The organism is Nostoc sp., from assembly GCF_036919495.1.
In the GTDB taxonomy this organism is placed as follows: domain Bacteria; phylum Cyanobacteriota; class Cyanobacteriia; order Cyanobacteriales; family Nostocaceae; genus Nostoc.
The window spans coordinates 1-10811 of sequence record NZ_JBALBZ010000178.1; the positions used below are offsets into that span (position 1 = coordinate 1).

General features: G+C 42.2%; 3 protein-coding genes and 1 pseudogene. All 4 read right to left on the reverse strand.

Annotated features, from left to right (window positions below; genetic code table 11):
• Positions 1-203 precede the first annotated feature (203 nt).
• The gene (locus V7K25_RS25705) at positions 204-2858 is read right to left on the reverse strand and encodes an ATP-binding protein (RefSeq protein WP_335161863.1); all 2655 of its coding nucleotides are present in this window, start codon (positions 2856-2858) and stop codon (positions 204-206) included.
• A 316-nt stretch (positions 2859-3174) separates the two neighbouring features.
• A complete protein-coding gene (locus V7K25_RS25710) occupies positions 3175-4092 on the reverse strand; it encodes a transposase (RefSeq protein ID WP_335161865.1) in 918 nt (305 codons plus the stop codon).
• A gap of 94 nt (positions 4093-4186) precedes the next feature.
• Positions 4187-8668, reverse strand: a complete 4482-nt coding sequence (locus V7K25_RS25715; RefSeq protein WP_335161867.1) for an amino acid adenylation domain-containing protein — start codon at positions 8666-8668, stop codon at positions 4187-4189.
• Positions 8669-9704: 1036 nt separating this feature from the next.
• A pseudogene (locus V7K25_RS25720) lies at positions 9705-10811 on the reverse strand (DUF5906 domain-containing protein); the annotation flags it as partial.

Here is a 10811-nt window from a genome sequence, read left to right on the forward strand (position 1 = left end):
TGTTGATCAACATCATCCCACTTTCCTTAAAACTCTGCTCACTGGGAGCATTTGTCGGGTTTTCAAATGTGAAGAAATATTTCGCCAACAGCATCCGATGATACTCATACCCCTATTTACAGAAATACAGAATTGCGCCTCGGCATCTATAATCGGGGCTATAGTTACGCAAGACTGGCAGGTACCGTTCCCGCGAATTATACCTACTTGTGCAAGGGTAGTGACACTGTAAATGTCGTACCAACTCCGACTTCACTGTTGACGGCAATCTTGCCGCCATGTAAGTCAACAGACCGTTTGACAATAGCTAACCCTAATCCCGTACCGGAGAGCGTGCCGACATTGCAAGCTCGATGAAAAGAATTAAACAATTGAGCTTGGTCTGCTACTGGAATGCCAATACCTTGATCTTGAATGCGGAAAATTACTTCTCCCTGTTGCCAAATCAGTTCAAACTCAACGCTGCCACCTTGAGGAGAATACTTAATCGCATTGGAAAGTAAATTGCTGAGAATATGCCGTAGCAGTTTGTCATCCAAGCAAGCTTTATTGCAGTCATCTTGATGAACATTGATCCAGTGCATCTGATTAACAAAGGTAATGGTATGGCTTTCGGTAGCGATTTGCATCTCCTCTATCAAGTTACGGCAGAATTGAACCACATCTAACGGTGCTGGATGGCACTCTAGTTTTCCGGCTTCAGCTTTACTAATTAACAGCACATCATTTAACAACCCAGTCATGTGTTTGACCGTTTTTTGAATGCGTTGGAGATGATTAAGTTTTTTTTCTTCACTCCACTTAAAACTGTAATGTTCGAGTAACTCGGCAGAAGATAAAATTATGGTCAGTGGAGTACGAAACTCATGGGAAGTCATAGTTACAAAGCGCGACTTCAGTTCGCCGAGTTCTTTTTCTTTGTCTAAAGCATCACGAATTTCTGCTTCCGCTTGCTTGCGCTCAGTAATGTCACGCACAATTGCCACATACTCTTGGAAATTGAGACTAGATGGGCGTGAGATGGTTAACTCAATTATGCGTAAGCTCTGGAAACTTTCTAGGGTATGTTCGCTTCGGTTAAGCCACTGCTCTGGTGGCCCTGCCAGATTAGAAAAGAATTCATTTAAGTGACGTCCGAGCAAATGCTGGACATTTATCTGAAATAGTTCTTCAGCAGCTGGGTTTGCCTGACAAATTGTACCTTTTTCATCTAGAACTAAAATAGTATCCGGAACGGTGTCAAGGGCAGTAACGAAAAGATTTCTCGCTTGTTGCCTTGCCTCGTCAATAGCTGCAATCTGTGGCAAAGTAGTCCAGCAGGCTATCCCTACTCCTACAAATGAAAGCGTTACCAATATAACAGCCAACAGCGGACTACTAAATTCGCTAGAAGTTCTATCTAACTTACTACTAATAACCCAGCCTATTGTAGTAGCACTACAGATTAAAAAAACTAAAACAATCACCTGCCGCAATATGAAGTCTTGGTGTTTGCTGCTAGGTGTAGCATAATAACGTTGCTGCCACCATTGGGCATGAAATGGTGCAAATCGAATGCGGCGTAGTAACTTGTCTCCCCTCAAGAGGAAAACAGGAACTAATAGTCCGAGTAATAAGTCTTGCCAGCCCCAAGCCAGACCTCCTACTACCAGCACAACCACCTCTATGATGAAAAAAGCGAGCGACCACCAAGGGAATAGCACCTGTGGTTTGCTTCGGTGTAACCATAGTCCGAGATGAAATCCCATGATAGAAATTAAGTAGCTAGTACCTGTCACCATCACTACACGAGATATATTTCCCCAAGTTAAACATAAGAGGCTAAGTATAAAAGTAAAGATGAGAGCGGGTTCTAAAACACCTTTTCGAGAAATAACTGTAAATACAGGTGAAAGTTGACCGTCCAAGGCAAGTTGGTACAAAATTCGAGATGTATTGGCAACGGAAGTGGCACAACTTAGAAGACAACAAAAGGCAATTAATAGTGTTACTAGAAATGAAGCTGATTCCCCCCAGAATGGACGGGCTGCTGCTAAGAGATTTAAGTATAAATTGTCTCCCATCCCTGGACTAGTAGCCAGTTGCATCAATACCCAAGAACTACCCAGAAATACGGGAGGAATCAGCCAAGCGGACCAAGAGAGAAACCATAAAGTTTTACCAGGGCTTCGGCTATCAGCAACAAAGGAGGCAGTTGTTTCGCAAGAGTAGGTAGAATAAGTGGAAATGAAAAACCACTTTGCCCACTCTTCAAAGCTGAAGCTTGACCAGTTAGTAGGGAAGATACCAGGGCTATCAGTTGAGAATGCTAACCATCCAAGCCCTTGAAAACAAAAAGCAAGTAACAATCCGATCGCTGGGATAACAAAAAATAAGTGTAAGATTCCCAAGGCACGGGTACCGCTTAACCCTACGATAAATGCAAGCGCTACAAATCCAATTTTGAGGAGCGCTTCTGGACAGGTAATACCTATTGGTTCAAGGTTGACTTTAATCAAGTCTGTAAGGACAATCGCGTAAACTGCTGGAGCCGCCACCCATCCAATAAAATATCCAATTGCCACATAGCTGCCTAAACCATAGAAATTCTTCAGTAGCCTAGCTGCGTAGTTTGGCGTTCCTCCTGCTATATCTGACCAGTGCTTCCCCAAATGTTGTACTTGTAAGTTCAGCAGCACTGACACAATTACTCCAGGCAGCCAGACCAAGATAGCTTTTGGTCCAAGGGCAGCATGAATTATAGGTGCAGTGCCAATCCATCCTACGTGACCTGTAAGGCCAAAGCCCCAAGTTTCCATCGCACTCATGCTTCTTGGTAAACCTATAGCTAAGGGTCGATTCAATCTTTTAATAGTCATTCACGCCTCTTAGTTATTTAAAAGTTTCAGAGTCAGCCCTTTCAACGCGTACAAATGAACTATATCCTCTTGTGGGTAATTCAAGTTGTAAATTGCTAGAAAAAAAGTATTTTTTAGCAATTACAACTGTTCAAAAAATGAATGATATGAATTTATATATTAATTTATCGAAATCGAGTGATTTTAATTATGAATTAAGAGGTTTTAGTACCTAAAATCATGACTTATTACAAAAAATAAACAAGAAGATATCTCTAGCCATACCAATTTTCTACGTCAGGTTAGCCAGTGTATTTAATCAGCTTTTTGGTCGGGATTAACTGCGTTTTTTCTGTTGATTGTACTCCTCTAAAAGGCGATTCGTTGAAATATGCCCTTTTTTCCTATCATAAATTACTGGAACTTTCGTTTTTTTTGCTCCTCTAGTAGCTTTTAAAAACTTTTTCAGATGAACACCGGTAGATAATTTCTGTAGGAGTTGTGCGATTTTATCTGTTGAAAAACTTTGGAATATTTCCCACTCCGAAGTGGGAATCGCAATCATCATCCCTCTATGTTGTCTAATTACGAAAAATGCTTCTTTCTCTTGAATCGTAAATAAAAATTTTAATGTACAAAAATTTCTGTCTCCACACCATAAATCTTTTGCTTCTACTTTCTTTAATACTGAATCAAATTCGGAACGTTCTTGTGCATGACCATCTTCAATTAGAAAAATATCTGTAACTAATTTTGACAGTGGTTCGAGTACTACTATCGCTTTTCCTGGTAGTGCGGATGCCGCTAGATTTCGGATTGCTTTTAGTCTATGATCTGTTCCTTTTAAACAAGTTCCATCAACTATTTTTATGCAATAACCTGGTAATATATTTGCTTGTTCTCCACCTACTAATTTCACTAATTCTGCTAAGTTTTTTGCTGTTTCTCTTACTAATGCTTGGCTGACGCTTAACTCAACACCACAAAGCTTGTTATACAATGCTGTTGTACTTACACTTAAATTTGCTGCTCTTGCTTTATAAGCTGCGTGAACTGATTTTTGGACTCCACATACCACCAAACTCATCAAATCTACTTGAGAAGAAAATAGCAAATCTTGTTGATATTGCACTTGAGCATGTTTTGTAAATAATCTATCCATCCGTTCCGGTGCAAATATATGCGACATCAACGCTTGCATCATCACGCTTACTGGACTTTCTTTTATAAATTGCTCAAAGATGGAGGATAGCATTTTCAAGTCCCCTGGTAGCGATATTGCCCAGGATACTTGAATTCTTCGTTGATAATCTATATTGGCAGGGACTTTCAGCTATTTCCTTATTAGTTCATTTGTTCGCGTTGAAAGGGCTGAGTTCCAGAGTCTTTAAAAAACCGCTATCAACGAAATAAGACAAATACTTGTGCAGCAAGCTAGAGTCAACTACAGGACAGTTGATGGCAGTATCTGTTAAACCATCAACGGTGTTTTGACGAGCGAAGGATTGCGATCCTAACCACATTCTTTCTATGTAAGTCAGAGGTCCTGTAGATACCTTCTCAGTAAACAGCGATGATAAAGGACTCAAAGTATTTTCTTGAGACTTAGTATTTAGCAAAACTGTTTGCCACTGGTCATAAGCAATCTGCTCGATTGGATAACCAAAAGTTTTAATCGCTTTGATTAGTTGGCTCAAGGCTAATGATTGAGGGTTAATCAGATGAAAAGCTTTGCCTGTTGAGGCTTTTTGTCTCGACAAATAGATAATCGCCCGGCTGACATAATCCACAGGCGTAAGATTAATTAACAGGTCTAAATCAGGCGCACGCTCCAGTTGGATAAAACTTTTAATCATCCTGCATATCAGATCGTCGGTCTTAGAGACACCTGTTTGACTATGCCCTGTAACCATTCCCAATCTGTAAATAGAAACAGGAATTCCCCGTTCAGCGGCCGCCATTACCAACTTTTCAGCTACCCATTTACTTTGGGCATATCCATTAGTAAGATCCTGACAGTAAGCTAGCTCGTCTGGTTCTTCAATTACTTTCATCTGGGCATAAGCAGATGAAAGAAAGACATCGAGGGTGGAAATGAAATGTACGGGTTTTGTTTTGATTTCACTTGCCAATCTCAAGACTTCTTGGGTTCCAGAAACATTCGCGGCTCGCAAGGCGACGTAGGGATAAATTAAATTAACGAATGCCCCATTGTGATATATTCCATCCATTTCTCTGGCTAGTTCTCGGAACCGTTGTTCGGTTAGCCCTAAAAGTGGCTGTGATAAATCTCCTATTAGTGGGATAATTCTATAACTAAGCTCTGGTTCCAAAAATCCTAAATAGTGTTCTAAGTTGCGGCAGATTTTTTGCTTGCCGGACTCAGGAGTTGAAGCCCGGACAAGACAATAGATGCTACTTTCAGTCTGCTGTAGCAGTTCGTACAGTAAAAAAGCACCGATAAAACCTGTTGCCCCGGTTAAGAATACTCGTTGCGGCTCTTTGATTGGCTCAGGGATAGGAGTAGCAGCGTGAATTGTTGGCTCTAAAACAGCTTCGGCTTGTAAATTTACGCTGCTAATATTGCGTGTGGTATGGGAATTTTTTGAGTGCAGAAATTGAGCAACTTCTTGGGCCAGTCCAGCGATAGTGGGTGCTTGGAATAACGATAGCAAAGGTAAATCGACGTGAAGAATTTCTTTGACTTGGAAGAGCATCTCAACGGTAAGCAAAGAATGTCCTCCTAGCTCAAAAAAGTTGTCGTTGATTCCTATTGGCTCGATTCCTAGCACTTGAGCCCAGATTGCCGCCACTTGACTTTCTAATAAAGTACGAGGTGCAACAAAAGCCTCTGACAACATTGGTCTAAAGTGATTCGGTTCGGGAAGACTTCGCCGATCTACTTTACCGTTAGGAGTGAGCGGTAAGCTATCGATAAGGACAAAAGCAGAGGGAATCATGTATTCGGGCAGCTTGTCTTTGAGTAAAATACGTAGCTGAGAAACTAGATCGCTTGAATTCCTTGCTTGCAGAGATTGATTGGTATAGGCATTCCAAGGCTTGAGAGTAAATTCACTCTCAAGCCCAGAGACCATACTGCTGTTATTTGGCTTAGTTTGCTTTGAGGAATGGTGCTGAAACACCGCGTCATAGCTAGCAGATCCCTTTGAGCTAGACCAGTTGATGTAAATGCTATAAGGTAACTCTTGGCTCAAGTTCCATAAATCTTCGGGATCGAGAGCCCGCGCCCTATATTGCTGAGTCGTCTCCTCAATAGCTGCCTGTAAGTCTTCCACAGTTTTAAGGCAATCGCTGTTTATTAGTAATTCGCTGGCGATAACGTCTGATAAGACCCTTGCATTTTTGATCCCAGTAATCTCAAGAATCTCTGGCTGATTCTCGACTAAGCGTTGACGAATCGCTGGTAGTGTTAGCTCGTGCTGCCAGTCTAGCCGAGTGGAAGGACTAGGCGCAGCAGATTCCTCTGATAGATTGCTTGTTACCGTTCCTATTTGGAGGATTACATCGTAGCGGAAGCAGGTTAGCTCATTTTGATGGCGACCGCGCTTGAGTTGAATTTGGATGTGGCTAATCTGAGGAAGATGGTGCTTAAGAGCAGTAAAGAAAGCGGGATCGATTACTAGTTCTTTGTCTTGCCCCATTCGCTCTTGGATGCGTTGCTGGAGGTGAGTAATAGGCGTAGAGCCAGCAGCTTGATATAGCTGCACTGATGTATGAAAAGCTTCTAGTAAATGTAGATTGCGGACATCGCCAATAAAAATATGACCTCCCGATTTGACCGCTTTAACAGCACTTTCTAAGATACCTACTAAATAATTAATGCTGGGAAAATACTGAATTACGGAATTGAGTATTACAATATCGAACGCTTCTGGCTCCAACTCCTCAAAAGCTTCGGCGGCGGCTTTTTGCTCAAGCTTCACTTGTGACCAATCATGCTGACTGCGCTGCAACTCTTGGTCGAGATAATGAATAGCTTCGGGTGCAATATCCGTACCCAAGTAATGAGAGCAGTGAGGAGCAATGCGAAATAGTAGTAGCCCTGTACCACAACCGATTTCCAGTACACGGTTAGGGTGTAATGATAGAATTCGCTCTACTGTGCGTTCAATATACTCATGCATCTCCGGCACTGAGGTGAGCTGCCCTGTATAGCTATTTTTCCAGCCATTAATATTAAATGTTGGATCTTGCCTAGTATTCGATTGGCTGTAGGTTTCATTCCATACTTTCTGCCACTGCCAAGTTGACTCTGCATTAGATAACTCTACTTGTAAATGCTGCTGAGATTCTGGCTGTTGTAAGTTTGGGACTACATAGGCAACTAGGCGTTTGTCGTCTGACAAATCTTGGCGACCAATTACCACAGATTCTCTTACCGCAGGGTGCTGATTAATAACTGCCTCAATTTCTTCTAACTCAATTCGGAAGCCACGAATTTTAACTTGATTATCAATCCGCCCTAATAACTCAATATTTCCATCTGGTAGATAGCGAGCCAAATCTCCAGTTGTATAGAGGCGAGCGTTTGGCTCCTCGCTTAAAGGATTAAGAATAAATTTCTCTTTATTGAGTTCAGGTCGGTTGAGGTAACCTCTTGCTAGACCAACACCACCAATACACAACTCTCCTGGCATTCCTATAGGTACGAGCTTGATGGGGTCTCCCTGACGGCGTAGCAGGTGATCTAGAACATAAATTTGCGTGTTAGCAATAGGTCTACCTATGAGTATCCGACTGTTACTAGGTTCTACTTTACAAGCCGTTGACCAAACAGTAGTTTCTGTGGGACCGTACATATTCCATACTGAACCGACCTTTTCTAACAACTGATTGGCTAGTCCTCTACTGAGGGACTCACCACCACAGAGAATTTTTAGTTGTTTATTGCCATGCCAACCAGATGCTAGGAGCAATTGCCAAGTGGCGGGAGTTGCTTGCATAATTGTCGCCCTCGAGCGCTCGATACCCTGGGCTAGCTGTTGTGGATTGAGCGTAACTTCGCGGCTGACTAGGACAACCCTAGCGCCAACAATTAGGGGCAAGTAGATTTCTAAAGCTGCAATATCAAAACAAATTGTAGTTACGGCAAGCAGCGTGTCTTGTTCTGTTATTCCTGGTTGCTGGCTCATAGCATAGAGGAAGTTAACTACAGATTTGTGATTAATTTGTACGCCTTTAGGTTTGCCTGTAGAACCAGAAGTATAAATTGTGTAGGCTAAGTTTTCCCCAGTAATGTTGCTGCGCGGATTTTGGTCGCTAGCTTGAGCAAATAATTGCTCGTCGCTATCCAGTAAGACAACGTTTGACTTGTGTGCCGGCAACCGATTGAGAAATTGTCTCTGAGTAATCAATATAGGCATTTGCGAATCTTCTATCATGAATGCCAAGCGCTCTTGAGGATACGCTGGATCTAATGGCACATAAGCCCCACCAGCTTTGAGGATGCCTAAAAGTCCTATAACCATATCGAGCGATCTCTCTAGACAAATTCCTACCAAAACCTCAGCTTCTACCTTTAGAGTCTGCAAGTAGTGTGCTAGTTGATTGGCTCGGCAGTTTAATTCCTGGTAAGTGAGCTGCTTGTCCTCAAAAATTACGGCGACCTTAGTGGGTGTTGACTTGACCTGGGACTCAAACCACTGGTGAATACATATGTCTTTTAGGTAATCGGCTTGGGTGTCGTTCCATTCCACGAGCAACTGATGCAATTCTGCCTTTGTTAACAGCGATAAGTCTAAAGATTTTTGCTCTATGCTGTTAACGAGATGAGCTAACATAATTTCAGTTTCTCCATTCTTTTTAGTCACTAACATCTCCTTAGTTGCAAAAGTAGTAAGGGTGAGACCCCGATATAAACCTTTTATTCCTTAAAGGCTTCTCCGATTAACAGCTTTATATTTAAATTGCCCAACATTTGCTAAATTTCATCACTGCTTACGGAATTTTGCTTACGCTTTAGCTGGTTATATAAAGAATACCCAAATAGAGCAGTAATTTCACAGGAGGGAAGTGGATCAGTGGCTAAGAAGCGGATTGATAAGCTTGGCTTAAGTCTCGATTGCTCAAACTGGAAAGTGGTTGATGGTGGTGAATCAGTTATTGCTAAAATAACAAATTGCCATTCTCAATTTTTTCTACTAAAGCACTGTTCAAGAACTGGGGTAGAGCGGGTGGCGTAGCGGAGTGTGGGGGGCGGGCTGCTGAGTTGGAGGCCACTGCACGAGTAAATTATTGCCCGTCCCCCACACCACCCGCTCTAAACGAAGTGTCCCCAGTTCGTCGGGGCCTCACGAATTGATTAATTTAGTCATTACACAATTTGGGGTATGAGTATCATCGGATACTGTTGGCGAATGTAATACATATTTGTATTGCAGAGTGTTACGTAAGCTCAAACCTTCAATCTATCGTTGCGGCTTTTAGTTGTAATACTTTTGTTTATGCGTTTGTAACACTTTCGCCAACAGTATCATCATCGGAACAGAAAACCGAGTTAAGCTTAAAAGCCTTGTTAGATAAAGATTTTCCTGATAACCAAGCTCATTGACTTAAATTTATTATCGAGTCACTATTCAACGAGAAAATAAGGGTTTCAGCTTCTAAAAATGCTTGTCTTACTCATGTAATATCTCTTAACCCGGTTTTCTGCGCGAATGCTACTCATGCCCCGAAATATTGCAAGAGCCATTCGAGTAGCAAATTAGTGGGTGGGCAACCCATCCTTTTTTAATTGCGATCGCGCTTTTCACCTAACCGACCCATAGCAAAGCTAGATGCAAGGTAACTCGCTGGCATTAGAGATTTTGATATATTCCCAAATTGGGAAAGTTAACTCAGTTTTATCTAGTCAATCACAAATGCTTCGCTGAAATATGCATCTCGGTTGCCTTGCTCGGTCATCACACTGACGATCGCATTTCTCACATCGCACTCAACAATCTCGCCAGCAAACTTGACACTACCATTACCTTCTCTGACTTCTACCTGACGGCCAACATAATCGATAACATCTTGGTCATCTTTTTCAACTTGTAGCAGTGAATAGGAGTTATCGTTCTCAGCTTCTGCCAAAGTAGTCTCAGATGTAATTGTCGTGGCGGTCACTGCCTCATGCTCAGTTGGGATACCCGCCCCAGTTTTAGAGCTACCCGCCCCAGTTCCGCCCCAGTTATCTTCCTGCTTTTCCTTATTCTGTAAGGGTTCCGCTATACCCGCCCCAGTTTGGGTTACATTTTCTTGATTTTGCATTGGGGAAGAAAATGATTCGGTTTGACAAAGCACAACTTCATTCTCAATGTTTTTTTCAAATTCAGAAAAAGTGGGGCGGGTGGGGCGGAAGTCTTGCTGTAAGCCAATTTCTGGGGCGGGAAGTGGGGCGGAAGTGGGGCGGGTTTCCTCTAAACTGGGGCGGGTAACTGGCAAAATACCTATACCCTTGAGGATTGGAATCTGTTTTTTCCGAACATCACAGTACCGACTAGCTTTAACTGCCTTTGGGAAGAGTTGAATTATTCGAGCGATAACTTGGTTAACACCCTTCACGTTTTTATCGCTGGGGCGTACCTGATCTACCCATGTCCGCCGGCCATTCTCATCTATGGTTAACGTGTCGTTTTGCTTGTACCAGTTTTCCATCAAGAACCATAAATCATTTGCTGATATCTCGCCGCCTTCCACATAACCAAGCTTTTCATCTTCAATGAAGTCAAAGAGATGGTTATTTTCTTTCTGAAGGTTATAGAAAGCGTCGGTTGTGCATTCATAGTCAATTCCCGACTCTATAAGGTCTTTAAGAGCTTGCAACATTCTATTTAGGAATGCGGGGGCAACATGCGTTCTAATAAAATCTTGGTCATAGCGGAATCGTGGATCGCCTTTTATCTCCCTTGGATTATTTGGGTCGGGATTATCTACAAAGGTTTTCTTGAATTCTAGAATTGCAATCCTATC

Bases quoted from the DNA above. Each gene is read 5' to 3' on its own strand.
- V7K25_RS25705 (WP_335161863.1), bottom strand. From the start codon at position 2,858: ATGACTATTAAAAGATTGAATCGACCCTTAGCTATAGGTTTACCAAGA.
- V7K25_RS25710 (WP_335161865.1), bottom strand. From the start codon at position 4,092: ATGCTATCCTCCATCTTTGAGCAATTTATAAAAGAAAGTCCAGTAAGC.